The 24,946-nt window shown below is 64.8% G+C and carries 25 protein-coding genes and 1 tRNA gene; 14 read left to right on the top strand and 12 right to left on the bottom strand.

Annotation, left to right across the window (positions count from 1 at the left end):
• Positions 1 to 17: 17 nt before the first annotated feature.
• Entirely contained in the window at positions 18 to 890 is an 873-nt protein-coding gene (locus CK230_RS09745; RefSeq protein ID WP_095816932.1) for a methyltransferase domain-containing protein, read from the top strand.
• A 29-nt stretch (positions 891 to 919) separates the two neighbouring features.
• On the opposite strand, the gene CK230_RS09740 is transcribed toward CK230_RS09745, so the two are convergent.
• From CK230_RS09740 to argJ, 5 genes are all read right to left on the bottom strand, one after another.
• Positions 920 to 1,105: a Flp family type IVb pilin gene (locus tag CK230_RS09740; RefSeq protein ID WP_095816931.1), complete on the bottom strand. Its 186-nt coding sequence runs from the start codon at positions 1,103 to 1,105 to the stop codon at positions 920 to 922.
• A gap of 105 nt (positions 1,106 to 1,210) precedes the next feature.
• Positions 1,211 to 1,531, bottom strand: coding sequence for a hypothetical protein (locus CK230_RS09735; protein ID WP_095816930.1), 321 nt, complete (start codon positions 1,529 to 1,531; stop codon positions 1,211 to 1,213).
• A 153-nt stretch (positions 1,532 to 1,684) separates the two neighbouring features.
• Positions 1,685 to 2,107 (bottom strand): (deoxy)nucleoside triphosphate pyrophosphohydrolase, encoded by a 423-nt coding sequence (locus CK230_RS09730; RefSeq protein WP_095816929.1) that lies wholly within the window; start codon positions 2,105 to 2,107, stop codon positions 1,685 to 1,687.
• A complete protein-coding gene (locus CK230_RS09725) occupies positions 2,104 to 2,883 on the bottom strand; it encodes a GNAT family N-acetyltransferase (protein ID WP_176480057.1) in 780 nt (259 codons plus the stop codon). Before CK230_RS09725 ends, CK230_RS09730 begins: the two co-directional genes overlap by 4 nt.
• Complete coding sequence (gene argJ / locus CK230_RS09720) at positions 2,883 to 4,124, bottom strand: bifunctional glutamate N-acetyltransferase/amino-acid acetyltransferase ArgJ (protein WP_095816928.1); 1,242 nt, start codon at positions 4,122 to 4,124, stop codon at positions 2,883 to 2,885. The genes CK230_RS09725 and argJ overlap by 1 nt, the downstream gene beginning before the upstream one ends.
• A gap of 188 nt (positions 4,125 to 4,312) precedes the next feature.
• Between argJ and CK230_RS09715 the strand changes: the two genes are divergently transcribed.
• Positions 4,313 to 4,909, top strand: coding sequence for a TetR/AcrR family transcriptional regulator (locus CK230_RS09715; RefSeq protein ID WP_095816927.1), 597 nt, complete (start codon positions 4,313 to 4,315; stop codon positions 4,907 to 4,909).
• Positions 4,910 to 4,959: 50 nt separating this feature from the next.
• Here the strand turns inward: CK230_RS09715 and CK230_RS09710 are convergent, their stop codons facing one another.
• Entirely contained in the window at positions 4,960 to 5,880 is a 921-nt protein-coding gene (locus tag CK230_RS09710; protein ID WP_095816926.1) for a peptidylprolyl isomerase, read from the bottom strand.
• A gap of 262 nt (positions 5,881 to 6,142) precedes the next feature.
• On the opposite strand from CK230_RS09710, the gene secA reads away from it, so the two are divergent.
• Positions 6,143 to 8,875: a preprotein translocase subunit SecA gene (gene secA, locus CK230_RS09705; RefSeq protein ID WP_095816925.1), complete on the top strand. Its 2,733-nt coding sequence runs from the start codon at positions 6,143 to 6,145 to the stop codon at positions 8,873 to 8,875.
• Between the two features lie 283 nt (positions 8,876 to 9,158).
• On the opposite strand, the gene CK230_RS09700 is transcribed toward secA, so the two are convergent.
• On the bottom strand, positions 9,159 to 11,741 hold the full coding sequence (locus CK230_RS09700) for a LuxR family transcriptional regulator (RefSeq protein WP_095817015.1): 2,583 nt from the start codon (positions 11,739 to 11,741) through the stop codon (positions 9,159 to 9,161).
• A 242-nt stretch (positions 11,742 to 11,983) separates the two neighbouring features.
• Between CK230_RS09700 and CK230_RS09695 the strand changes: the two genes are divergently transcribed.
• The 5 genes from CK230_RS09695 (at position 11,984) to CK230_RS09675 (ending at position 17,474) form a co-directional block, all read left to right on the top strand.
• Positions 11,984 to 12,256 (top strand): DUF4242 domain-containing protein, encoded by a 273-nt coding sequence (locus tag CK230_RS09695; RefSeq protein WP_095817014.1) that lies wholly within the window; start codon positions 11,984 to 11,986, stop codon positions 12,254 to 12,256.
• A 539-nt stretch (positions 12,257 to 12,795) separates the two neighbouring features.
• The gene (locus tag CK230_RS09690) at positions 12,796 to 13,242 is read left to right on the top strand and encodes a hypothetical protein (RefSeq protein ID WP_245429872.1); all 447 of its coding nucleotides are present in this window, start codon (positions 12,796 to 12,798) and stop codon (positions 13,240 to 13,242) included.
• Positions 13,243 to 13,560: 318 nt separating this feature from the next.
• Positions 13,561 to 14,964 carry a lipopolysaccharide biosynthesis protein gene (locus CK230_RS09685; RefSeq protein ID WP_095817013.1) on the top strand — a complete coding sequence of 468 codons (1,404 nt, stop codon included), beginning with the start codon at positions 13,561 to 13,563 and terminating at the stop codon, positions 14,962 to 14,964.
• A complete protein-coding gene (locus CK230_RS09680) occupies positions 14,964 to 16,244 on the top strand; it encodes a GNAT family N-acetyltransferase (RefSeq protein ID WP_095816923.1) in 1,281 nt (426 codons plus the stop codon). The genes CK230_RS09685 and CK230_RS09680 overlap by 1 nt, the downstream gene beginning before the upstream one ends.
• Before the next feature lie 69 nt (positions 16,245 to 16,313).
• Complete coding sequence (locus CK230_RS09675) at positions 16,314 to 17,474, top strand: YncE family protein (RefSeq protein WP_095817012.1); 1,161 nt, start codon at positions 16,314 to 16,316, stop codon at positions 17,472 to 17,474.
• A gap of 45 nt (positions 17,475 to 17,519) precedes the next feature.
• Here the strand turns inward: CK230_RS09675 and CK230_RS09670 are convergent.
• Positions 17,520 to 17,604: transfer RNA gene (locus CK230_RS09670), tRNA-Leu, on the bottom strand.
• A 331-nt stretch (positions 17,605 to 17,935) separates the two neighbouring features.
• On the opposite strand from CK230_RS09670, the gene CK230_RS09665 reads away from it, so the two are divergent.
• Both CK230_RS09665 and CK230_RS09660 read left to right on the top strand, forming a co-directional pair.
• Positions 17,936 to 18,523, top strand: a complete 588-nt coding sequence (locus CK230_RS09665) for a YqaA family protein (RefSeq protein WP_095816922.1) — start codon at positions 17,936 to 17,938, stop codon at positions 18,521 to 18,523.
• Between the two features lie 24 nt (positions 18,524 to 18,547).
• Positions 18,548 to 19,066 carry a disulfide bond formation protein B gene (locus tag CK230_RS09660; protein WP_095816921.1) on the top strand — a complete coding sequence of 173 codons (519 nt, stop codon included), beginning with the start codon at positions 18,548 to 18,550 and terminating at the stop codon, positions 19,064 to 19,066.
• Positions 19,067 to 19,227: 161 nt separating this feature from the next.
• Here CK230_RS09660 and CK230_RS09655 read toward each other — a convergent pair whose 3' ends face one another.
• Both CK230_RS09655 and CK230_RS09650 read right to left on the bottom strand, forming a co-directional pair.
• Positions 19,228 to 19,785: an HNH endonuclease gene (locus CK230_RS09655; RefSeq protein WP_027167440.1), complete on the bottom strand. Its 558-nt coding sequence runs from the start codon at positions 19,783 to 19,785 to the stop codon at positions 19,228 to 19,230.
• 110 nt (positions 19,786 to 19,895) lie between these two features.
• Positions 19,896 to 20,555, bottom strand: coding sequence for a DNA-3-methyladenine glycosylase (locus tag CK230_RS09650; RefSeq protein WP_095816920.1), 660 nt, complete (start codon positions 20,553 to 20,555; stop codon positions 19,896 to 19,898).
• A 91-nt stretch (positions 20,556 to 20,646) separates the two neighbouring features.
• Between CK230_RS09650 and gluQRS the strand changes: the two genes are divergently transcribed.
• Positions 20,647 to 21,516, top strand: coding sequence for a tRNA glutamyl-Q(34) synthetase GluQRS (gene gluQRS / locus CK230_RS09645; protein ID WP_095817011.1), 870 nt, complete (start codon positions 20,647 to 20,649; stop codon positions 21,514 to 21,516).
• On the opposite strand, the gene CK230_RS09640 is transcribed toward gluQRS, so the two are convergent.
• Positions 21,517 to 21,930: a hypothetical protein gene (locus CK230_RS09640; protein WP_245429867.1), complete on the bottom strand. Its 414-nt coding sequence runs from the start codon at positions 21,928 to 21,930 to the stop codon at positions 21,517 to 21,519.
• A gap of 29 nt (positions 21,931 to 21,959) precedes the next feature.
• Here CK230_RS09640 and CK230_RS09635 point away from each other — a divergent pair, with 29 nt between their 5' ends.
• A complete protein-coding gene (locus CK230_RS09635; RefSeq protein WP_095816918.1) occupies positions 21,960 to 22,844 on the top strand; it encodes a DMT family transporter in 885 nt (294 codons plus the stop codon).
• 103 nt (positions 22,845 to 22,947) lie between these two features.
• Here the strand turns inward: CK230_RS09635 and CK230_RS09630 are convergent, their stop codons facing one another.
• A complete protein-coding gene (locus CK230_RS09630; RefSeq protein ID WP_095816917.1) occupies positions 22,948 to 23,799 on the bottom strand; it encodes a YihY/virulence factor BrkB family protein in 852 nt (283 codons plus the stop codon).
• Positions 23,800 to 23,857: 58 nt separating this feature from the next.
• Between CK230_RS09630 and CK230_RS09625 the strand changes: the two genes are divergently transcribed.
• Together CK230_RS09625 and CK230_RS09620 are read left to right on the top strand one after the other, a co-directional pair.
• Entirely contained in the window at positions 23,858 to 24,724 is an 867-nt protein-coding gene (locus tag CK230_RS09625) for an SDR family oxidoreductase (protein ID WP_095816916.1), read from the top strand.
• 25 nt (positions 24,725 to 24,749) lie between these two features.
• On the top strand, positions 24,750 to 24,941 hold the full coding sequence (locus CK230_RS09620) for a twin transmembrane helix small protein (protein WP_095816915.1): 192 nt from the start codon (positions 24,750 to 24,752) through the stop codon (positions 24,939 to 24,941).
• Positions 24,942 to 24,946: the final 5 nt, after the last annotated feature.

Genomic DNA, 24,946 nt, shown 5'->3' with positions numbered 1-24,946 from the left:
CAACAGGAAGCTTTTGATTGCAGCCTTTGATCGACACTGAGCTCTGGCTCGCGCGCAAGCGCCGGGCTCTCGCCCGCCCCGTCGAGGGTGCCGATTTCCTGATGCGGCGAGCGGCCGAAGACCTTGCCGACCGGCTGGCTGCCGTGGAACGCCGCTTCGGCAAGGCGGCCGCGCTGTTCTGCCAGACGTCGGCGGCCGCCGAGGTGCTCGCAGCCAGCGGCAAGGTCGGCGAGATCGTGCGTGTCGAGATGGATGAAGCGCTTCTCGCCGGCGGCCTCGGCCTGGTAGCGCCGCCGGAGACCGTGCCGTTCGAGGAGGGCAGCCTCGATCTCGTCGTCTCCCTGCTCTCGCTGCACGCGATGAACGACATTCCCGGCGTGTTGGCGCAAATCCGCCGGGCGCTGAAACCGGATGGGCTTTTCCTTGGCGCTCTCGCTGGCGCGGGTACGCTCGCGGAGTTGCGCGAAAGCATGCTGACGGCTGAGACGGAGCTTTCCGGCGGCGCGAGCCCGCGCATCCTTCCTTTCACCGACGTGCGCGATGCGGGTGGGCTGTTGCAGCGCGCCGGCCTGGCATTGCCTGTCGCCGATGTCGAAACGGTCGCCGTGCGCTACGATACGCTGTTCGATCTCGCTGCCGATCTGCGCGCCATGGGCGAAACCAGCCCGCTCATCGACCGCAGCCGGCGGCCAGGCAGCAGACGCCTGTTTGCCCGTGCCGCCGAAATCTATGCCGAACGGTTCTCGGACCCGGATGGCCGCATCCGCGCAAGCTTTCCGGTTGTCTGGATGTCCGGTTGGGCGCCCGACGCCTCGCAGCAAAAGCCGCTCAAGCCGGGGTCAGCCAAGGTATCGCTGAAGGCGATCCTGGAGAACCCGCCGAAGGGTTGACCGCGTCTCTGATTGCCGGGTCGGCTTCGTCAGTGGGAAAAGGCCTGGACCAGCCTGCTGTTGTTGTCGCTGAACAACCACTGAAGCGCGTCCGCGGCCCTGCCCACGCCGCCGATGATTGTAAGCGACAGCACGGCAACGATCAGGCCATATTCGATGGCCGTGGCGCCTGTCTCATCTCTTACGAATTGCTGCAGCAGGTTTTTCATGGTCATCGATCCCTTATGCAGAAATTCTAATGTCCTACCCGTTAAGAAAGGTTAACGGCAAAAGCTTAACAGCGAGTGAAATGCCGGTGTCCCGAAAAATCATTAACCATGTCAGCACTCGCCGCTGCGGCTGCCGTCATTGCGGATGACGCAGATTGAACTGGGCATCGGCTGCAGCACACTGCGGCGCACGGTATATGTATTGGTACGATGGCCGATCGATCCGGTCGGCGTCATGTCGAGCCCGACAGCCAAGCCGTCGCGAGCGCCCTGCGATCGCGTCTGGCTGTCCAGGAAAGGCGTTGCGATCAGCGCCAGCGCCACGGCGGCCGAGCCGAAGAGAAGCGTGATTCGCAGGATGCCCATGCCGGCATCCGCGGCGCGGAAGCCTCGGTCGGGCCGGATCGAGTCCCAGTCTCTTTCAAGGCTCATGCCGTGTTTCCCACAGTCATCGACGATCTCGCCGCGCGAAACGGCCCCGTGCAATTTTTCACGTCGAGATAAATCTTCCATTAACGCTGGCTAAAGCAGCTCCGGAAAAGACGCTTCCAGCAAATGTGACAGGCCCCGAAGGCTGGTCGCGAATTACAGCAGGTCGATGAGGAACTGGATCAGCGGTGCGTCGGCCGGCGGCATCGGGTAGTCGCGCATCTGCCTAGGCCTGACCCATTTCAGCCCCTGCCCTTCCCTGGGCTGCGCGATCCCGCGAAAGCGGCGGCAGACATAAAGCGGCATCAGTAGATGGAAATCTTCATAGGAATGGCTGGCGAAGGTGAGAGGCGCCAGGCACGGAATCTCGGTCTCGATGCCCAGTTCCTCATGCAGCTCCCGGACCAGGCACTCCTCCGGCGTCTCGCCGGGCTCGACCTTACCGCCCGGGAACTCCCACAGGCCTGCAAGCTGCTTGCCCTCGGGGCGCTGCGCCAGGAGCACGCGCCGGTCGGTATCGACCAACGCGCAGGCGGCGACCAGCAGCAGGCGCTTTCCGGCTGGCTTGCTGTCGCTCATGCGCCCGGCGGCCGTCGATAGTGGTAGCGGTAGACTTCCTCGAAGCCGAGCGACCGGTAGAGCGAGAGCGCCGGGGCATTGCCGGCCTCGACCTGCAGCCAGGCCTCGCGCGCGCCACGCAGCCGCGCCCATTTCAGCGCCGACAGGATGAGATTGCTGCCATGGCCCTGTTTGCGCGCCGATTTTTCGGTGGCGACCTCGAACAGGCCGGCGAGATCGCCGTCATGGACGCAGATCAGCGTCGCCAGCGGCTCATTGCCGTCCTCCAGCGCGAAAAGCCCAGCTTCGGGCTGAATGGCGCCGATGACCTCGGACAGGCCGGGCCGCAGCGAGGCGTCCGAGCCGCTGGTTCTCAACGACGCGCCGATGAAGCGGCTGATGTCCTTGAGCGGTATCTGGTCCATGGCCGCGCCGAGCTCGAGATCCTTCAGCGGCAGCCGCATGACCATGGATTCGTCGAACCTGTTCCAGCCAGCCTTGTCGAGATGCGTGGACAAGACCTGTCCCGACAGCGGCGACATGCGAAAGGTCAGCGGCCTGCCATAGGCATCGAAGCGGCGCGCGGCGCGGCCGATGCGCTCTTCGATGGCGTGCGTGTCGCCCGGATCGAGCGGATTGACCGAGTTCAGCCGCTTGGCGGGGTGCCCGGCGGTCAGCCGCACCACCCAGGTGCCGTCATAGTGGACGGCCGCCGCCGGCCAGGCGCGAAAGCCCGCCGCCTCGTAGCGGCGCACGACCGCCAGCACGCTTGCCGGATGCCTGGACACCGGCGCCATCAGCTCCGGTAATCGCCGTTGATGGCGACATATTCCTTGGTGAGGTCGCAGGTCCACACCGTCGCCTTGCCGCGACCGATGCCGATATCGGCGCGGATGCGGATCTCGTCGCGCTTCATGTAGGCAGACGTCGCTTCCTCCGAATAGGCCGGATCGCGCTCGCCCTCATGCGCCAGGCGGTTGTCGCCGAACCAGATCGACAGCCGGTCGCGGTCTGCCGGCTCGCCGGCCTTGCCGACGGCCATGACGACGCGGCCCCAATTGGCGTCCTCGCCGGCGACGGCTGTCTTGACCAGCGGCGAATTGGCGATCGACAGCGCGATGCGCTTGGCCGAACGCGCCGACTTGGCGCCGGTCACCGTGACTTCGACCTGCTTGCGCGCGCCCTCGCCGTCGCGCACCACTTGCAGCGCCAGCGACTTCAGCACCTTGCCGAGCGCCCTGCGGAACGCGCCGAGCCGTGCATCCTTGGGATCAGCGATCGCCGGCGCGCCGCGCGCGGCGGCCTTGCCGGTGGCGAAGATGAGCAGCGTGTCGCTGGTCGAGGTGTCGCTGTCGACGGTCACCGCGTTGAAGGTCTTGGCCGTGCCCCGCGACAACAGGTCCTGCAGCACGGAAGCGGCGATCGGCGCGTCGGTGGCAATGAAGGAAAGCATCGTCGCCATGTCGGGCGCGATCATGCCGGCGCCCTTGGCGATGCCGTTGATGGTCACGTCGGTGTCGCCGAGCTTGACCGTCGCCGTCGCCACCTTCGGATAGGTGTCGGTGGTCATGATGGCCTTGGCGGCCTCGGTCCACAGATCCGGCTTGCCGTCCTTGACCAGGCCCGCGAGCAGATGGCTGAATTTGGTGGTGTCGAGCGGCTCGCCGATAACGCCGGTCGAAGCCAGGAACACCTCGCTTTCGGAACATCCTGCGGCCTTGGCCGCCGCCTCGCCGGTCAGCGCGGTCGAGGCCTTGCCCTTCTTGCCGGTGAAGGCGTTGGCATTGCCGGAATTGACCACCAGCACGCGCGCCTTGCCGGCGGGCAGGTTCTGGCGGCAGAAGTCGACCGGCGCCGACGGGCATTTCGACCTGGTGAACACGCCGGCGACAGCCGTGCCCGGATCGAAGACCATGGCGAGCAGGTCGGTTCTGTTCCGGTATTTGATGCCGGCCTCCGCGGTCGCGATGCGCACACCCTCGATGACCGGCATCTTCGGATACTTCTTCGGTGCGAGCGGCGAGATCGTAGCGGACATCGGAACCCCGGAACGGCGATAAAGCGAAAGGAAGGCCGGTTTGCCCGATAGCGCGCCCCGGCGCAAGGGGCGTTCTGGCCGCGCCTTCGCGCCTTGGCCGGCGGTTTTGCAATTGGAAACGCGTCGTTTCGTTTCGCCCGCGAAGCCAATATGATCGGCGGCAGATTCACCGGCTAAGGAAGACTGGAATGGGCGAAGCCGCCGCTCGCGGGCGCAAGTCGATCGGCGCAAAACGCAATCCAGAGAGCGCCGATGCCATCATCGAGGCGGCCGAAGGCGTATTGCGCGAGGCGGGTTATGCCGGCTTCTCGATCGAAGCCGTCGCCCGGCGGGCGCGGGCGGGAAAACCAACCATCTATCGCTGGTGGCCGAGCAAGGCGGCGCTGCTGATCGAGGTCTACCAGCGGCAGAAGCATGTCGAGACGCCCGACACCGGAAACGTCGAGGATGATCTGGCCGGCTTCCTCAGGAATCTGTTCGCGCATTGGCGCGACACCCCATCGGGCAACATCTACCGCTCACTGATTGCCGAGGCGCAGTCGGACGAGACGGCCGCGGCGGCACTTGCCGAATACTCAAAAGGACGCCGCAGCCATACCCGCCTGATGATCGAGCGCGCCAAGGCGCGCGGCGAGGTGGCGGCCGATGTCGATGCCGGGATCGTCGCTGATCTGATCGCGTCCTACGCCTGGCGGCATCTGCTGAGCAACCGCCTCGGCGAAGACGAGGCGGCGATCCGCGCTGCCGTGCGCTATGTGGTGCGAGGGATAGCCCCCGCCCCATAACGAAAGGGCGCCCGAAGGCGCCCTTTGCAAACTATCGGCCGGCGGCCGGATTACTTGCCAGCTTCCAGCGTGTCGATGTCCTTCTTGAGCTTCTCGTCCGGAATCTCGACCTTGGCTGCCGCGCGCAGCTCCTTGACCATGGCGAAATACTTGTCGCGGATCACCGCCTGCTTGGCCTGGTCCTTGACGTCGTCGAAGGCCGGCGGCTGCTTGGCGCGCTTGTCTTCGAGCTTGATGACGTGCCAGCCGAACTGCGTCTGCACCGGCTCCTTCGTGTATTTGCCGACGTCAAGCGCGAAGGCCGCCTTGTCGAATTCCGGCACCATCTGCCCCGGTCCGAACCAGCCCAGATCGCCGCCACTGGTTTTGCCCGAGGGGTCGTTGGTGTGCTCGTTGGCGAGCTTCTGGAAGTCGGCGCCACCGTCGAGCTGCTTGATGATCGCCTCGGCCTCTTCCTTCGTCTTCACGAGGATGTGACGCGCATGCACTTCATTGACCGGCGGCGTGTTGGCGATCTCCTGGTCGTAGCGGGCGCGCACTTCGGCGTCCGTGACCTTGTCGACCACTTCCTTCTCGACGACCTCGCCATGCAGCGCGCGCGCCTGCAGGAAAGCCATGCGGCGCTGGAAGTCGGCGTCCTTGTCGAGGCCGCTGTCGACCGCCTTCTTGGCCATGACGCGGATTTCGATCGCCGCCGAAAGGGCGGCCGCGCGGCGCTGGTCCGGCGGCAGCTGAGCGAACTGTTGCGAGAGTTCGCCTTCGGCGAGCCGCAGATCGGCCTCAGTCAGCTTCTCGCCATTGATGGTGGCGACCACGGCATTGGGATCGACCGGCGCGGCGGGAGCGGCGGCAGGCGCGGCAGCCTCCGCGGGCTTGGTCTCCTGCGCCATCAGCGGCGACAGACAGAGAGCCGAGAGCCCGAAGGCCAGACCGAAGCTGGCGAGCGAGGCGCGGCGGAACGACAGGGACATCAAGATAACTCCAATGGGATTGCCAATGAGGATCGCGTGAGCGGAAGGGTTCCAGATCAGTCGAATTGTGGCGGAATTTGGCGCTGCCCGTAGGGCTAACGCGGCGTTGACATCGATTGAGCCCCCTCTTATCTGTCCAACGACTTGGCGTCCAGAACCGTTTTCCGGGCGCTTTTTGCGTTTGTCCGCATTCACGCGGATTTGATGGGCCCGCCAGGCGCCTGTCGCAAACGGCCAAAATTGCTATCGAAAGGACCATTGGATGGTCAGTCTCGGCGGTCTCGCCCGTAAGGTTTTCGGTTCCTCCAATGACCGGCGTGTCAAGTCGACCCGGCCCAGGGTCGAGGCCATCAACGCCATGGAAAACGAGATGCATGCGCTTTCCGACGCCGAACTCGCCGGGCGCACGGAGAAATTCCGCCAGGACCTCGCCAACGGCGCTTCGCTCGACGATCTCTTGGTTCCGGCCTTCGCCACGGTGCGCGAAGCGGCCCGCCGCGTGCTCGGCATGCGGCCTTTCGACGTCCAGTTGATCGGCGGCATGGTGCTGCACAATGGCGGCATCGCCGAGATGCGCACCGGCGAGGGCAAGACCCTGGTCGCCACCTTGCCCGTCTATCTCAATGCGCTCGCCGGCAAGGGCGTGCATGTGGTTACCGTCAACGACTACCTCGCCAAGCGCGACGCCGAATGGATGGGCCGCGTCTATAAATTCCTCGGCCTGACCGTCGGCATCATCGTGCACGGACTTTCCGACGACGAGCGCCGCGAGGCCTATGCCTGCGACGTCACCTACGCCACCAACAACGAGCTCGGCTTCGACTATCTGCGCGACAACATGAAGTATGAGCGCTCGCAGATGGTGCAGCGCGGCCATTCCTACGCCATCGTCGACGAGGTCGATTCCATCCTGGTCGACGAGGCGCGCACGCCGCTGATCATTTCCGGTCCGCTCGAGGACCGCTCGGAAATGTACAACACCATCGACGCCTTCATGCTGAAGCTCGGCCCGGCCGACTACGAGGTCGACGAGAAGCAGAAGACGACGATCTTCACCGAGGACGGCACCGAGAAGCTCGAAAACATGCTGCGCGACGCCGGCCTGTTGAAGGGCGAGTCGCTCTACGACGTCGAGAACGTGGCCATCGTCCACCACGTCAACAATGCGCTGAAGGCGCATCTGCTGTTCCAGAAGGATCGCGACTACATCGTGCGCAACGGCGAGATCGTCATCATCGACGAGTTCACCGGCCGCATGATGCCCGGACGGCGCTATTCGGAAGGCCTGCACCAGGCGCTCGAGGCCAAGGAGCATGTGCAGATCCAGCCGGAGAACCAGACGCTGGCATCCGTCACCTTCCAGAACTACTTCCGCCTCTACAAGAAGCTCGCCGGCATGACCGGCACGGCGCTGACCGAGGCCGAGGAATTCGCCAACATCTACAATCTCGAGGTCACCGAGATCCCGACCAACCTGCCGGTCATCCGCAAGGACGAGGACGACGAGGTCTACCGGACGGTCGAGGAGAAGTACAAGGCGATCGTCAAGGAGATCCGCGAAGCCAGCGCCAAGGGCCAGCCGACGCTGGTCGGCACCACCTCGATCGAGAAATCCGAGCAACTGGCCGAGCGCCTGCGCAAGGACGGCTTCAAGAATTTCGAAGTGCTGAACGCCCGCCACCACGAGCGCGAGGCGGCCATCGTCGCCCAGGCCGGCAAGCCCGGCGCCATCACCATCGCCACCAACATGGCCGGCCGCGGTACCGACATCAAGCTCGGCGGCAACGCCGAGATGCGCATCGCCGAGGAACTGGGCGACATGCCCGAGGGCCCAGAGCGCGAAGCCCGGGAAAAGGAAATCTACGACGATGTCGAACGCCTGAAGGAAAAGGCGCTGGCTGCCGGCGGCCTTTACGTTCTGGCCACCGAACGCCACGAATCGCGCCGCATCGACAACCAGCTGCGTGGCCGCTCCGGCCGCCAGGGGGATCCGGGCCGCTCGAAATTCTTCCTGTCGCTGCAGGACGATCTGATGCGCATCTTCGGCTCCGAGCGCATGGACGGCATGCTGCAGAAGCTCGGCCTCAAGGAAGACGAGGCGATCATCCATCCCTGGATCAACAAGGCGCTGGAGAAAGCGCAGAAGAAGGTCGAGGCGCGCAACTTCGACATCCGCAAGAATCTGTTGAAGTATGACGACGTCTCGAACGACCAGCGCAAGGTGGTGTTCGAGCAGCGCATCGAGCTGATGGACGGCGAAGGCCTGTCGGAGACGATCACCGAAATGCGTGAAGGCGTCATCGACGAGGTCGTCGCCAAGAACATCCCCGAAAACGCCTATGCCGAGCAATGGAACGTCGCTGGCCTCAAGGATGAAGTGGCGCAGTACCTCAATCTCGACCTGCCGATCGAGGAATGGGTCAAGGAAGAAGGCATCGCCGAGGACGATATCCGCGAGCGCATCGCGGCCGCGGCCGACGCCGCCGCCAAGGAGCGCGCCGACCGCTTCGGCCCCGACGTGATGAATTATGTCGAGCGTTCAGTGGTTCTGCAGACGCTCGACCATCTGTGGCGCGAGCATATCGTCAATCTCGATCATCTGCGCTCGGTCGTCGGCTTCCGGGGCTATGCCCAGCGCGACCCGCTGCAGGAATACAAGGGCGAGGCCTTCGAGCTGTTCCAGGGCATGCTCGGCAATCTGCGCCAGGCCGTCACCGCGCAGCTGATGCGCGTCGAGCTGGTGCGCCAGGCGGCCGATGCGCCGCCGCCTGAAACGCCCGAGATGTTCGGCAGCCACATCGACGGCTCCACCGGCGAGGACGATTTCCAGGGCGGCGAGACCGCGCTTCTCATGCGTCAGGACACCAGCGCCGTCGTCGCGCCGGAAAACCGCGACCCGAAGAACCCGGCGACCTGGGGCAAGATCGGCCGCAACGAAGCCTGCCCCTGCGGCTCCGGCAAGAAGTACAAGCACTGCCACGGCGCCTTCGCCTGACGCTTGTTTCCTTCTCCCCGCTTGCGGGCCTCAATGCCGTCATCCTCGGGCTTGTCCCGAGGATCTACCGGCCTCCCCGAACTGGTCGCGCTCTATCCGTGTGCGACGGCGGATCCTCGGGACAAGCCCGAGGATGACGGCCCCTGCGGATGACGGCGTTGTGTTGGCCTTCGCCGATAAACCCATAGGCGATTGCCCTGACGCTTGCGGGGAGAAGGTGGCCCGCAGGGGATGAGGAGCATCGCCGGTGCTGGCGATGTCCTTCAGGCGCAGAAACCAAATCTCACACCAGCCCCGACGCGCGCGCCGCCGCCGCCGCTTCGCCGCGCGAGACAGCTTCAAGTTTCCCGAGCACCGCTGAAACATGGTGGTCGACCGTCTTCGGCGAGATGGTCAGATGCGCGGCGATCTTCTTGTTGGAGAAGCCTCGTTCGATCAACTGCAGGACCTCCATCTGGCGCTGCGTGAGGCCGGCCTGGTTGGCGCGCGTCGCCTGTCGCGGTCCTCTCGCGATATGGCTGACGCCGCTCTGCCGCAGCAGGCCGCGCACGTGCTGCGCCACCGGCCTTGCGCCGAGCGCCTCGAAAATGTCCAGCGCTTCACGCCGCGCGGCCTCGTCGCCTTGCAGCAAGGCAAGCGCTCGTTCGAAAGGGGCGCCCATATTTGTCCAAAGCGCAGCGGCGGCGCGCCAGTCGCCAACCAATTGCAGGCGGTGCGGCTCGGCCATGCCATCGGCCTCGCCGGGATCGCTTTCAGGCGACAAAAGCCGCCGCCAGGTCGCCAGCTCACCGAACACCGCCCGCGTCGGCGCGAGGCCTTCGGCAAGGGCGATCAGATGCAGCGCTTCATCCCTGTCGCCCTCGCCCAGCCATGCCAGCTCGGCCATCACCCCGGCAAAAGGCACTAGCCGTTGCAGCTCCATGCCCTTGTCCAGGAACCGCCTCATTTCTTCCACGATCGGCTCGGCCGGGTCGCCGCGGCGGATGCGCAATCTGGCCAGGGCCACCAGCGACGGATAGCGTACCAACGGCGTCGTTGCTTCATCGTCGACAACCTCATGCGCCATCGCTGCGGCATCGTCCCAGAGGCCGAGCCTCAGCAGAAGCTGCGCCTGCACGCCGCGCATGTAATCGCGCCATGTCGCCAGATCGTTCTCGATGCAATAGGCAATGCCGCGACCCAGGAACGACGCCGCCTCCTTGAAGTTGAGCCTGTTCATCTCGACGCAGGCGCAGTTGGTGAAGGCGCGCGCAGCGTGTTCCTGGAAGTTTCCCGACAATGCGATTCCCAGGCTGCGGGCGAGATCGCGCCGCCCTTTGGTGAAATCCAACCATTGCCCGGCGGCGCCGACATTGTTCAGCGCATGACACAGAATATCCGGCCGGTTGAGCCGCTCCGCCAGCTCGACCGCCTTGCCGCCGAGCGAAAGCGTATCCTCGAGCCGCTCGGCAAGCATCGCCAGCTGCGAGAGGTTCGAGTAGGCCATCGCCAGCTCGGCGCTGTCGGGGGCAGTCTCCAGAAGCTCGACCGCCTGCTCGCCGAAACGGTCCGCGGCACCGCGATCTCCGAGCAGGTAGGCGAAGCGCGACAAACACCTGAGGCTGTCGCCTTCCTTGACACGGTCGCCCAACGCCTGGCGCAGCTGGCGCGCCCGGCCCTGCGCCTCCATCGCCGCGTCGACGCGGCCGATCAAGTGGCACTCGAAGGCGTGGCCCTCATAGAGCTCGGCTCGCTTCTCGACCGGCAGCATATCCGCATAGCGCAGGGCAACCTCGTAATAGCCCACCGCGTCGCGATGCGCGCCGACCCGCGAAGCCTCGCGCGCCGCGGCCGGCGCGAGCTCGCGCACCACGTCCAGGTTCTGCGCTTCCACCGCATGGTGCACCAGCCTGGCAGTGGCCACTTGCGGGTTTTCGCGCAAGGCCGCTAGGGCGCGCTCATTGTACTCCCGCCGTTTGCTGGGCGTCAGCGCCATCTCGATGGCCGTGCGGGCGATCTCGTGCCGGAAGGCATAGCCGTCGCCGAAATCCTCGAGCAGCCCGTTGGCGACGCATTCGGCGAGCTGGCCGGCGGCGGCAATCCCGCAAAGGCCGCTCAGCGCCCACGCGTCGGCGCGGCGCGGAAACACCGAGACGGCGTCGAGCATCGAGCGCGCGCCGGGCGACAGTTTTTCAGCGCGCGCCAAAACGGCGTCACGCACGCTCGCCGGCAACGCGCCATCGCCTTCCGCGGCGAGCAGCTCGGTGACGAAGAAGGCGTTGCCGGCGCTCGCCCGGTAGATTGCGTCGCCGTCGCGCTCGGCGGTTGCGGCGAGCGAGAGCACGGCGCTTTCGCTGAGCAGCGGCACGTCGATACGCACCGCATTGCCGGCCGGGATCTCGCCGAGCGCCCGGCGCACGCGCATCTGCCCTTCGCTGCGGTCGGTTCGCGCCGTGATCAGAAGCAGGATGTGGGTGTTTGCGATGCGCCGGCCGAGGAAGCGCACGAAATCGAGCGTCGCGTCATCGGCCCAGTGCAGGTCTTCGATGATGAGCAGGCAAGGGCCATTCGCCTCGAAGACGTCGAGCGCCTCGGAAAACAAGGGCAGCCGCTGTACCTGGCGGTCGTCGATCGCTCGCGACAGTTCCCACTGCGCGTTGCGCGCCAGATCGTGAAGCGGACCAAGCGGATCGGGAATGGAGAGGTCTTCGCAGGCGCTTCGCAGCACCGTCAGGCCGTCGTCCAGCCGGTTCGCGAACGCCTCGACGAGCGCCGTCTTGCCGGCGCCGGCCTCGCCCGAGACGACCGCGACGCGGCCGCGGCCCCCTGTTGCATCCGCCAACAAGGCATCCATCTGCTGCAGCTGCGGCTGCCGTTCCAGAAGCATCATCGCTCTCTCGCGAAATCGGAATTCCCACCACGGCGGGTCGCCGCCGCGATAGCGTGGGAAACGGGACTGAAATGTGACTTTCCACACATTCCAGTGCCATCTTCCACATAAAACGTTCCAAAGATAGGGAATCGTCCCGGACAATATGGGGAATGGCTCCGATGCGCGGTCTTTGCCGAAATGGTGGGATCGGCCTTGCTCGAAACGAGCCCAATCCAATCACGAAAGGAACGACGATCGTGCCACGCTATCTCGTTGAACGCACTTTCCCGGAAGGGCTGAACGTACCGATGAACGATGCCGGCGCCACCGCGATGGGCGGCGTCATCGCCCGCAATGCCGAGAAAGGCGTCACCTGGGTGCAATCCTTCGTCTCGCCCGACAAGGGCAAGAGTTTCTGCATCTATGACGCGCCCTCGCCGGAGGCGATCCGCAGCACCGCTCAGAAGAATTCGCTTCCCGTCGACAAGATCACGGAGGTGCGGGTCCTCGACCCCTACTTTTATCGCTGACCGGGCGGACCGTGTCGGACAGACCATACCCGTCGCCGCCGGACCTGACGCCGTGCCGGATAGCGAGAGTGTATCCGCCGCGGCGGATTACCTCCCGCCACGGCGCGGCTACATGCGACGGGCCTTGTCGGCGCTGCTTTCGCCGTTGCGAAACCGGCGCCGCCTTCTGCCGCCTCGGAACGATTACCTGAGACGCGATATCGGCCTCGATGAGCGGGAAATGCCGCGCGAATACTGGGAATATTGGTGGCATCACCACTGATCCCGCCCAGAGCAATTCCAGGAAAGGTGTGAAGCGGCTTTCCGTCAGGAATCGCGTCAAATCAAGAGATAGAGCCGTTCGCCGTTTCTTTGAGACGGTGAACGGCTCTGGGCGGGATCAGTGTCCATCCTTTTAACGACAAGCGTCGCCGGCGCCCGGAGTTGGCCTTGGCGGGCCGGCCCGCCGTAGCGCGCCTCAACCGCATTGGAGACATGAAATGACCATTCGCAATTGGACCAGGTGCCTTGTCGGCGCCTCTGCCGCGATCACCCTGCTGATGGCGGGCGCCGCCATGGCCGAAACCGTCAACCCGCTCGCCGAAAAGGTGCGGGCGCTCGACAGCCGCTTCGAGGACGTCGCGGTGGCGAAGGCCGAAGGCTATGCGCCGATCCCCTGCGCCAGCGGCCTCACCGGCGGCGCCATGGGCATCCACTACGTCAACGCCGCCTACCTCAAGGACGATGCGGTCGACGTCGCCAAGCCGGAAGCGGTGATGTACGAGCCGATGGCCGACGGCACGCTGAAGCTGATCGCCGTCGAATACATCACGTCGAAAGGCCCGGCCTCGCTCGAAGGCCATCTCTTCAACTTCAACACCGCGCCCAACCGCTACGGCCTCGGCCCGTTCTACGAGCTGCATGTCTGGGCCTGGAAGCAGAACCCGACGGGCGCCTTCGCCGACATGAACCCGAACGTCTCGTGCGACGCGATGAAGGGGATGTGAGCGCCTATTCCTTCTCCCCGTCACTATACGGGGAGAAGGTGACCCGAAGGGCCGGATGAGGGGCAGCGCCGGCGATTCCGACTTGCCGCCCCTCGTATCCGACAGAGAATGATCACTCAGTTTCGGAAGCCTCCCCCAGCAAGCTCTTCGACACGCGATTCATCCCAATTTTCCGAGGCCGGCGCTGCCCCTCATCCGCCTGCCGGCACCTTCTCCCCGTATAGTGACAGGGAGAAGGAAGCACCCGCACCCACCCTTTCTTAAGGTGTTTCGGATAGACCCGAACGCTGGAAAAAGGCGGAAAACGGAGAGTTGTGGGTGCGCTTTTCCGCGGCAACGACTGCCGGGCGGTTCTTGCCGCAGCGCTGGGCGCTGCGCATCACGCCGCTGCTTGGCCGCGTCGATGCCATCCTCTTCACCGCCGATGCGCGCGGCGAAGCCGGGCGCATGTCGCTGATCGCCTTTTCCATCCGCATCATCAGCGCCTTCATCGCCTTTGTCAGCCAGGTGCTGATGGCGCGCTGGATGGGGTCGTTCGAGTACGGCATCTCGGTGCTGGTCTGGGTGACGATGGTCATCGTCGGCAATCTCGCCTGCCTCGGCTTCCACACCTCCGTCATCCGTTTCATTCCGGAGTATCGTGAGCGCGGCATGCTTGCCGAGCTGCGCGGCATCGTGCTCGCCAGCCGCCTGTTCGTGCTCGTCGCCTCGACGCTGATCGCCGGCCTCGGCGCCCTTGGCGTGTGGCTTGCCTCGGACTGGATCGAAAACTACTACGTCATCCCTTTCATCCTCGGCGTCATCTGCTTGCCGATGATCGCGCTCGGCGATCTCCTGCAAGGGCTGGCGCGTGCCAATTCCTGGGCGCTGCTGGCGCTGTCGCCGACCTATCTGGTACGGCCGGTGCTGATCCTGGCGTTCATGGCGCTGATGCTTGGCCTGCACTATGTGCCGGACGCCAGGACCGCGATCTTCGCCTCGATCGCCGCCACCTATCTCACGACGCTCGGCCAGCTGATGGCCGTCACCTCGCGCATGGACAAGAAGGTCCCGCCCGGGCCGATGACGGTGCATTTCGGCCAGTGGATCCTCGTCTCGCTGCCGATCTTCCTGGTCGAGAGCTTCTTCTTCCTGCTCACCAATGCCGACGTGCTGATGGTGGGCGCCTACCTCCCGCCCAACGACGTCGCCGTCTATTTCGCGACGGTGAAGACGCTGGCGCTGGTGCATTTCGTCTATTTCGCGGTCAAGGCCGGCGTTGCCCAGCGCTATGCGCAATTCACCCATGGCGAGCCGGACAGGCTTGCCGCGTTCGCCCGCGAAACCGTCTCCTGGACCTTCTGGCCTTCGCTTTTGATGGCGCTGCTGGTGCTGGCGCTGGGCGAGCCGATGCTGGTGCTGTTCGGTCCCGAATTCACCGCTGGCTATCCGCTGCTTTTCCTGCTTGTGCTGGGCGTCGTGGCCCGCGCCGCCGTCGGCCCCTGCGAAAGCCTGCTCACCATGAGCGGCAACCAGAACATCTGCGCCGCCGTCTATGCCATGACGCTCGCCCTCAACATCGGCCTCAACGTGCTGCTGATCCCGCTGTTCGGCCTCTGGGGCGCTGCGATGGCAACGAGCCTCGCCATGGTCTTCGAGGCCAGCGCGCTCTCCTTCACCGTCTGGCGCAAGCTCGGTATCGTGATGGCGATCTTCGTGCCTGCAAAGAAGGAAATTGGCTGATGGCCGCCGTCCCGTTGCTCGAAGAGACCAGCGGCGGTCCCGCCGGCGCCATGGTCTCCAACCTTGCCGGCCTGGCGCGTGAGGTCGACCCGGCCCATATCGAGCTCTTCGCCAGCAACAGGCCGGAGCGCAAGCTCGCCATCTATCCGGCCTCGGCCGGTTTCGACCTTGTCGAGGAGCTCGATTATCTCAGCTCCCGCACAGCCGAGCCCAATGTCTTCTTCAACCCGCGCTTCCTGGCGCCCGCGATGCCCCGGCTGGAGGACCGCGAGGTGCGGCTGGCCGTCATCCGCGACGGCGACGAATACCGCAACCGGCTGCGCCTTCTGGTGCCCTTCTCGGTCGAGCGGCCGGCGATCCCGCTCGGCGTTCCGGTGATGCGCACATGGTCGAGCCCGTTCGGCCCGCTCGGCACGCCGGTGGTCGACCGCGACGATCCCATCGGCGTCATCGAGGATTTCTTCTCGATGCTGTCGAGGCCGCATCTCAAGCTGCCAAAAGTCTTCGTGCTGCCCGACATGCGCCTCGACGGTCCGGTGGCGAGCCTGCTCACCTCCTTCGCCGACAGCCGCGGCCTGACGCTGGTGACCACCGGCAAGGTCGAGCGTCCGGTGCTGGAGAGCGAGGCCGACGGCGAGGACTACCTCAAGGCGTCGCTGCGTTCGCATCACTATCGCGAATTCCGCCGGCTGAAGCGGCGCCTTGCCGACCACGGCAAGCTGGAGCACATCGTGGCCCGCGGACCGGACGAGATCCGCCACGCCATCGAAAGCTTCCTGACGCTGGAAGCAGCCGGCTGGAAAGGCCGCGAGCGCACCGCCATGGCGATCGACCGCTACCGCGCCGCCTTCGCCCGCGAGGCCGTCCACCGGCTGGCCGAGCAAGACATGTGCCGCATCCACATGCTGACGCTCGACGGCCGCACCATCGCCTGCCTGGTTGTTTTCGTCGAGGCCGGCGTCGCCTACACTTGGAAGACGGCCTATGACGAGACGCTCTCGGCCTATTCGCCGGGCACGCTGCTGATGATCGAGGTGACCAAGCAGCATCTCGACGATCCCAACATCGTCATGACCGATTCCTGCGCGGTTCCGGATCATCCCGTGATGAGCCGCCTGTGGAGCGAGCGCAAGCCGATGGGCACGCTGGTGGTCGGGCTGACACCGGACGCCGACCGGCTGGCCCGCCAGGCGGCCTCGCAACTGCATCTTTACCGCGAGACCCGCAACATGGCGCGCCTGCTGCGCAACCGCATGCGGAGCCTGTTGAAAAGGCGCTAGATCAACGGCGGCACACAAGCTATGGGTCCGGGCGGGGAATATCGGGCGGGCCTTCACGAAACCATCCAGATGATCAGAAGTCTTTTGCGTCACACCAGTTTCCGTGCGGCTCTGCTGCTGCTTGCGCTGATGCCCACGCGCGCCTTGGCCGGCTCCTGCCCCGAAGACTGCAGCGAACCGCCGCCGCCCGCCGTCAACATCTACAAACACACCGCCGCCGGTCATCTGAGCCCGGTGACCACCGGCGCGCTGCCGCGCGTCTATGTGCCCAACCGCTCTTCCAACAGCGTCTCGGTGATCGACACCGTAACGCTCAAGGAAGTCGACCGCTTCAATGTCGGCAGCAAGCCGCAGCATGTCGTGCCGTCCTGGGATTTGAAGACGCTGTGGGTCGCCAACAACGGCACCGGCAAGAATGGCAGCCTGACGCCGATCGACCCGATTACCGCCAAGCCCGGCCAGCAGGTCCCGGTCGACGATCCCTACAACCTCTATTTCATGCCGGACGGCAGCGCCGCCATCGTCGTCGACGAAGCATTGCAGCAACTCGATTTCCGCGACCCGCACACCATGGCGCTGAAATCGAGCCTGCCGACGCCGGCCTGTCTCGGCATCAACCATGCCGATTTCTCGGTAGACGGCTCCTATGCGATCTTCACCTGCGAATATGGCGATGGCGGCCTGGCCAAGATCGACCTGAAGAACCAGAAGGTGCTCGGCCATCTCGACCTGTCCAAGATGGGCATGCCGCAGGACATCCGCCTCTCGCCCGACGGCAAGGTTTTTTACGTGGCCGACATGATGAATGACGGCGTCTTCCTGATCGACGGCGACAGTTTCAGGGAGATCGGCTTCATCCCGACCGGCATCGGCGCGCATGGCTTCGTCGTCAGCCGCGACGGCAAGCGCCTCTACGTCTCGAACCGCGGATCGCACAAGATGGAGCAGGGCAAGGCCAAGGGCCCGGGCAGCGTGACGGTGATCGACTTCGCCACCCGCTCAGTGGTCGCGCAATGGCCGATCCCCGGCGGCGGCAGCCCCGACATGGGCAATGTCAGCGCCGACGGCAAGCAGCTATGGCTCTCCGGCCGCTTCGACAACGAGGCCTATATGATCGACACGGTGAGCGGCGCGGTGACGAAAATCCGCGTCGGCCTCGAGCCGCATGGGCTGACGGTGTGGCCACAGCCGGGGCGGTATTCGCAGGGGCATACGGGGAACATGCGGTAGGATCGTTTGGGATGGCCTGCCACCCGAAGCTCGCAGAGCGAAGGGTGGTGCCCCTAGCCGGGATCGAACCAGCACTCCTTGCGGAACTCGATTTTGAGTCGAGCGCGTCTACCAATTCCGCCATAGGGGCTCAGGCCGGGCGGCCTGGATGGGCGCGGACTATACGGGCGGATGGGTGTTCGTCAACTGGCCTGTTGCGGATTTGCCCGCGCAGCGGCATTCCCCACCCTTCGGCCCTCGTGGCGACGCAGACATTGTGCGTCGCGAAAAATCTTTCTAGACAGGCGGGGCGTTGAGCGCCTCGCATCCGCAAGCTGGATGCGGCGCTTTGGGTCCTTGTCTTCCTGCCTGCCGTTGCCCACAACCGCAAAGCGTCTCGGGTGACATTGATCAGAGCAATTCCAGGAAAAGCGCGCTGCGGTTTTCCGTCCGGAATTGCGTCGACCGCATTAGGAGAGCCGATGCTTCGCGGACTTTACGACTGGACGCTCTCGCTGGCGGCGCGCAAATCCGCCGAATGGTGGCTGGCCTTCATCGCCTTCGTCGAAAGCTCGGTGTTCTTCATCCCGGCCGACGTGCTGTTCCTACCCATGGCGCTGGCGCGGCCCGAACGCAGCTATCGCTACGCGCTGATCGCCACGGCGGCATCCGTGCTGGGCGGCATTGCCGGCTGGCTGATCGGCTACTACGCCTACGACACGATCGCACGGCCGATGCTGGAGCATTTCGGCGGCCTTGCCACGTTCGAGAAGTGGCAGTCGTCGGGCGCCGAACTGATGCTGGTGCTGCTTGTCACATCCGGCGCGGCGCACCTGCCGCCGATCAAGGTGGTCACCATTCTGGCCGGCGCGCTTCACGTCAACATTGCCGTCTTCATCGTCTCGGCCATCGTGGCGCGCGGCGCTCGCTTCCTGCTGCTTGCCTGGCTGCTGCGCCGCTATGGCGAAGAGATCAGGGAGTTCATCGAAAAGCGCCTGGGATTGATCGTTGGCGCCGGCGCGGCTGCCCTGATTTTGCTCTATATCCTCGTCAGATACGCCCACGGATAGCGACGCAACCAACGGACCCGATCGATGACCGCGACCATGAATGCCGACACCGGACGCCAGCGCACGCGCGCAGCGCTGTTTCTCGCCGTCGCCATGGCGGCGACCGTCGGCTCGGCGCTGGCTTTCCAATATATCGGCGGCTACATTCCCTGCCATCTCTGCCTCGAGCAGCGCACCCCCTACTATATCGGCGCGCCGCTGATGCTGCTGGCCGTGATCGCCTCGATGCTTCATGCGCCGGCCTGGGCGATGCGCGGCCTGCTGGCGATCGGCGGCTTGCTGATGCTCTACGGCCTCTATCTTGGCGTCTACCATTCCGGCGTCGAATGGCATTGGTGGGCCGGCCCGACCGACTGCACCGCCGGCGCCGGGCCGGTTGACACCGGCGGCAAGGGCGTGCTCGACGCGCTCGACAAGTTCGTGCCGCCGTCCTGCGACAAGGCGGCGCTGCGCATCCTCGGCCTGTCGCTCGCCGGCTGGAACGCGATCGCCAGCCTCGTGCTCGCCGCCGTCGCCTTCCGCAGCGCGCTCGCGCGGGATTGAGCCTGATCGAGCGGCACGACGCAGAGTTCGTCCAGAAATTCGCCAGCCCGGATCGGCTGGTGCGGCTTTCGAGAACCGGAGCGGAGCGTACTTAAGTACGTGAGCACCGGAAGCGCAGAAAGCTGCGGCAGACGACCGGGCTCGCGGATTTCTGCCGAACTCTACGGTTCGAGTTCGACATCCCAGTACAGATAATCCATCCAGCTTTCATGCAGATGATTGGGCGGGAACAAGCGTCCGTTGTTGTGCAGGTCGTGCACCGTCGGCTGATAGGGTTTTTGCAGCGGCCACATCTTGGCCTGCGCCGGCATCATGCCGCCCTTGCGAAGATTGCAGGGCGAGCAGGCGGCGACGACATTCTCCCAGGTCGTCGCCCCGCCGCGATGGCGCGGGATGACATGGTCGAAGGTCAGATCCTCCGGCGTGCCGCAATACTGGCACTGGAAGCGGTCGCGCAGGAACACGTTGAAACGGGTGAAGGCGGGATGCCGCGACGGCTTCACATAGGCTTTCAGGCTGACCACGCTCGGCAGCTTCATCGAGAAGGTCGGCGAGGAGACCGCGTGCTCGTATTCGGCGACGATGTTGACCCGGTCGAGGAACACAGCCTTGATCGCGTCCTGCCACGACCAGAGCGACAGGGGGTAATAGCTGAGCGGGCGGTAGTCCGCATTCAGCACCAGCGCGGGAAGCCCATCCGGAGATACGGCAACCGTCACGTCCTTCGCCTCCTACATTCCAAACCGAACGGCGCGGATACTGTAAGCCCGACATGACAGGGATGTGAAGCGGATTGTCTCTCGCCGAAACTCTCAAAAACGCATGATTTTCATGCTTTTTTGGCCATTTCGACGGGAGGCGCCGCGTCCCTGCCCTTCAGTTCACGATAGTAGGCCCAAAAAAGCCGCGACGCGACACCCCGCCAGGGGCTCCATGATTCGGCCAGCCGGATAAGCATTTTTTCCGGCGGACGCGGGTCTATGCCGAGCGCATGGCCGACCGCCGTCTGCAGCGCGACGTCGCGCGCGGGGAACACATCCGGATGGCCGGCGGCGAACAAAAGGTAGCATTCGGCCGTCCATGGGCCGATCCCGGGCACGGCCGTCATCGCCGTGATCGCCTCGCCGGCGTCCAGGGTGCACAGGTGATCGAGATCGAGCCCGCCGGCCACGGCTTGCGCGACCGCAAGCAGCCCGCGCTGCTTCGGCCGCGACAGCCCGGCCTCGCGGAATATGTCCTCGCCGGCGGCCAGGATTGCCTGCGGCGTCAGCGGATCGACCAATTTGACCAGCCGCCCGAAAATGGCGTCGGCGCTCGCGCGCGATACCTGCTGCGAAACGATGATCGAGGCCAGGCTTTGAAACCCCGGTTCCGACAGCCGGAGCGGCACCTCGCCCGCCTTGCCGCGCACCGTCTCCAGCCGCGGATCGATCCGACAGAGGGCGTCGAGCCCAGCCGCAATGTCGTCGAGCGAGGCGATGCGTTGCACGTTGCTTGTTCCCAGGGCGCCCGCGAAGTGGCAATGGATGGCTAAATACCAACTGGCAAAAGCGCCTTTCAACCCGAATGCCATCTCGAAGATGACGCTCCTGACATTTCGCTTCGCCCCGAGCCCGAATGGGGAACTGCATCTCGGCCATGCGTATTCCGCCCTGCTTAACCGGCAGATGGCCGCGCAAGCGGGCGGACGCTTGCTGCTGCGCATCGAGGATATCGACGTCACCCGCTGCACACCCGAATTCGAGGCCGGCTTTTTCCGCGACCTCGAATGGCTGGGACTGCGCTGGGAACAGCCGGTGCGCCGGCAATCGGAACATTTTGCCGAATACCGGGCGGTGCTCGACAGGCTGATCGCCGAGGAACTGGTCTATCCGGCCTTCATGAGCCGGGGCGAAATCCGCGCCTTCATCGCCGAGAGAGGCGGCCGCGACTGGCCGCGCGATCCCGACGGCGTGCCGCTCTACCCGCCGCTCGACAAGGCCTTGCCGGCCAGGGAGCGCAAGCGGCGGATCGCCGAGAACGTGCCCTTCGCCTGGCGGCTCGACGTCGAGGCGGCAAGGATGCGCGTCAGGGCCGACCTGTCATGGACCGAATTCACCGATGAGACGATGTCGGCGACACGGGCGATCGAAGCGCAACCGCAGGCCTGGGGCGACGTCATCGTCGCCCGCCGCGACATCCCGACCAGCTACCATCTCGCCGTCGTCGTCGACGACGCGCTGCAGAACGTCAGCCATGTCGTGCGCGGCCAGGACCTTTATGCGGCGACGGGTGTGCAGCGTCTGCTGCAGGAACTGCTCGGCATGCCGCAGCCGCGCTACTTCCACCATCGCCTGATACTTGGCACTGACGGCAGAAAACTGTCCAAAAGCTTCAAGGACACGGGCCTAGCCGCGCTTCGCGAGGCAGGCATGTCGCCGCAGGACATCAGGCAGTTGGTCGGTCTGTGACTAGAGTCGCGCCATCCCGGCCTTGATCAGCGCCAGCACGCTGATGAAGATAAAAGCGCCGCCGAGCCCGCAGGCAACCGCCAGCCTGAGATCGCTCAGGCTGATGCCATGCTTGCTGGCGGCCGTCAGGGCGACGAAAAAGCCGAAGATGAACAGCAGCGTGTTGCCGGTTGGGCCAAATCCGCTCTCCTTCATGATCGCGTCGAGCGCCGTGCCGAAGAAGAAACCGAAGCCGGCGATGATCAAGAAGGCGAACAACAGCGAAGTCGTGTCGAGATGCAAAAACATGCCCACCCATGGCGCGACGACGCGCCATGCCCCTCCTGGCACGGTTTGTTGAATTCGACTTAGCTTATGGATCAAACGTTTCGTTTTGCTTGCCGGATTGAACGGCATTAGAGCAATTGCCGTCATCAACCGTTCACCCCGGCAGCCTCCCATCCATGCAGAGCATCAAGCGGTTCATTCCCGCCTCCTTCGTCGTTTTGTGGGCGACAGGCTTCATCGGCGCGCGCTACGCCATGCCCTGGGCGGAACCCTTCACCTTCCTTGCCATCCGCTTCGTGATCGCGGCGATCCTCTTTGCCGGCCTCGCCATGCTACTTGGCTCTCGCAAGGCCACGCGCGACGAAGCGCTGCACGCGACGGGCGCCGGCGTCCTCATGCACGGCGTCTATCTCGGCGCCGTCTTCTGGGCGATCCACCGGGGCATGCCGGCGGGGTTTTCGGCATTGATCGTCGGCCTGCAGCCACTGATCACCGCCGTGCTCGCCGGCAGATTCCTCGGCGAGGCGATCCTGCCCCGCCATTGGGCCGGGCTCGCTATCGGGCTTGTGGGCGTCGTCATCGTGCTGTGGCCGAAGCTCGGAGCGGTCGGCGGCGGCGTGACCGCGGCTACATTAATCGCCTCGCTCGTCTCGGTGCTCGCCATGAGCGCCGGCACCATCTGGCAGAAGCGCTACGCTTCCGGCGGCGATCTGGTGTCGGCGACGATGTGGCAGTATGTCGGCGGCTCCGCGGTCATGATCCTGGGCTCGCTCGCCTTCGAGACGCGCGCCATCACTGTCAATGGCGAGTTGATCTTTGCCATGGCCTGGCTGGTCCTGGTGCTGTCGGTCGGCGCCATCTTCCTGTTGATGGTGATGATCAGGGACGGCGAAGTGTCGAAGGTAGCCTCGCTGTTCTACCTGGTGCCGGCCGTGACCGCGGGCATCGCCTGGGTCCTTTTCGACGAGCAGCTCAACCTGCTGCAGATCGCCGGCATGGCGATCGCCACGCTTGGCGTCGCCCTGGCGACGGCTGGCCAGGCTGGGGGGAAGGGGAATTGAAGAATTGAGGAATTGGGGAAAAACCGGCAAGAGCTAGCGCTGTGGCCCTTCTTCAATTCTTCAATTCTTCAGTTCTTCAATTCCTCTGCTCGGGGACGCCAGCTCAGCCAACTCGGGCACGCGCCTCCAGATAGCGGCTGATCGCGGCGTTGAGCTCGCCGCCGAGGATGAAGATCGCCGAGATGATGTAGAGGAAAACCACCGCGATCATGATCGAGGCGAGCCCCGCATAGGTCGTCACGTAGGACGAGAAATGATCGAGATAGCTGGCGAAGATGGTCGAGCCGGCGAGCCAGGCGATCAGCGTGAAGACGATGCCCGGTATGATCGAGACAAAGCGGCGCTTGCCGGCCGGCAGCCAGATATGCACCGAGAACAGCCCGATGACGATGACGGTAGAGGCGACGACGTAACGCCACAGCGTGATGGTGCCCATATAAGGCTTGATCCATTCGAGATGCGCCTCCGCCAGCCTGGCCAGCAGAGGGGCGAACACCAGAAGCACGCTGACGGCCAGGAAGCAGGCCGTAGCGATCAGCACGAAAATGATGCTCTGCACCCTGCGGTGGATGATGCCGCGCGTTTCGGTGACACGATAGGCCCGGTTGAGCGAGGTGCGCAGCGCCTCGATGCCGTTCGACGCGAAATAGGCGGCAAGCACGACGCCGTAGGTCAAAAGGTCGGTTCGCCTGACGGTGAGGACGTTCTGCACCTCGCGCGCGATCGGCTTGGCGATCTGCTCCGGCCAGGTGTCGAAGACGAGATGCACCGCCGTATCCGAGAACGCCTGCGCGCCGAGGAAACTGGCCAGTGTCGTGGCGAAGATCAGGAACGGAAACAGCGCCATCAGCGAGGTGATGGCGAGATGGCTGGCCATCGCCCAGCCGTCGTCATTGGTGAAATGGCCGATCGCATCGTAGAGCACGCGCTTGACGGCGACGATATTCCTGAGCAAGGACCCGCGCTCCGCTCGATTGTGTCGACGCCGCGAATATGGGAAGTGATTGCGGCAAATGGCAACCCCAGGTCAGACAACGTCCACCGTCGCGAAAGAGTTGCGCACCGTCATCGTCACCGGGGCCTCCTCCGGCATCGGCGCCTATTGCGCGCGGGCCTTGAAGGCCGAGGGCTGGCGGGTCTTCGCAACAGCGCGCAAGCCAGCCGACATCGCCGTGCTCGAGGCCGACGGCTTGGAAGCCTTCTATCTCGATTATCGTGAGCCCGAATCCATCGCCGCGCTGGTCGAGGCGGTGCTTGAACGCACCGGCGGCACGCTTGACGCGCTGTTCAACAACGGCGCCTACGCCCAGCCCGGCGCCGTCGAGGACCTGCCGGTCGCAGCGCTGCGCGAGCAGTTCGAGGCCAATTTCTTCGGCTGGCACGACCTCACCCGGCGCGTCATGCCGGTCATGCGCCGCCAGGGGCACGGCCGTCTCGTCCATTGCTCCTCGATCCTCGGACTGGCGCCTGTCCGCTTCCGCGGCGCCTATTCGGCATCCAAGCACGCCATCGAAGGCCTGATGCTGTGCATGCGCCAGGAGCTCGAAGGCAGCGGCATCCATCTCTCGCTCATTGAACCGGGACCAGTGACCTCGAAGATCGCCAGCAATGGCTTGCCCTGGTTTTTGAAGAACATCGACGTCGAGAATTCCGTCCACCGCGCCGATTATCAGGCGCAGCTCGCCCGGCTGCAGGCCGGCGGCAGCGTGTCGAAGCTGAAGCCCGGCCCGGAGATCGTGCACAAGGCGCTCCGCCACGCGCTTCTGTCACAGCGCCCGCGCCCACACTATGTGGTAACGGTGCCGGCCAGGATCGGTGCGGTGCTGAAACGTATCCTGCCGGCGTCACTGCTCTACCGCGTGCTCGCCAGGCGCGCCTGACCGAAACTGAACCGGAGCCAGCCAGATGGTCATCATCTTGAAGATTCTCGCCGTCATCGCGATGGCGGCCGTGCTGATCGTGCTGGTCCGCGGCCTGATCAACATGATGCGCGGCGGCTCCGGCGTCACCTCGAACAAGCTGATGCAAGCCCGTGTGATGCTGCAGGCCGTAGCCTTGGCGCTGCTGTTGCTGGTGGTCTATTTCACGCGCAAATAACGCGG

This window comes from Mesorhizobium sp. WSM3859, assembly GCF_002295065.1.
Lineage (GTDB): Bacteria > Pseudomonadota > Alphaproteobacteria > Rhizobiales > Rhizobiaceae > Mesorhizobium.
The sequence above is the reverse complement of the archived record's forward strand: the minus strand, read 5'-3'. Positions and strand labels throughout refer to the sequence as shown.